Source organism: Mesorhizobium silamurunense (genome assembly GCF_014843905.1).
Classification (GTDB): Bacteria; Pseudomonadota; Alphaproteobacteria; order Rhizobiales; family Rhizobiaceae; genus Mesorhizobium; species Mesorhizobium silamurunense.
In genome coordinates, this window is record NZ_LPVS01000172.1 from 1 (window position 1) to 472 (window position 472).

The following is a 472-nucleotide window of genomic DNA, read 5'->3' on the forward strand; positions in this document are numbered from 1 at the left end:
CTTCTTCTCGTGCAGCACGGAGGTGATGCCCTTGGCCTGCCAGTCGGAGAACAGGCCCTGCATGTATTTCATGCAGTCCTTCTCGCCCTCGATGAAGACCGACGGATAGCCGATCTCCTTCTGCTGCTGGTAGATGCTGGCGACGTCCGCGTGCATCACCTCGGGGCTGATCTGCATGTAGCCGACCGGATGGTAGGAGAAGGTCTCCGGGTCGCTGTCCCAGACCGAGACGCTGTGCGCCATCAGGCGGCGCATGGCGGGCTGGAAATAGTTGTTGCGCACCACGCCGCAGGCGATGCCGGAGGCCCCCGCCGCGATGGCGGTCTTGTCGATGACCAGGATGTCCTTGCCGCTGCCCTTGCCGCTCTTGCGCAGGTTCTCGCCCAGATGCCAGGCGGTCGAGAGGCCGTGGATGCCGGCGCCGACGATGACGTATTTGACGTGACTTGGAAGTCCCATAGAGCAATGTCCT

1 protein-coding gene is annotated in these 472 nt (G+C 62.9%); it reads right to left on the reverse strand.

The annotated features are described in order from the left end of the window. Window positions 1–459 (reverse strand): FAD-dependent oxidoreductase (locus AU465_RS32895; protein WP_192257160.1); only part of this gene is annotated, 459 nt, incomplete at its 3' end. Between the last annotated feature and the right edge of the window lie 13 nt (window positions 460–472).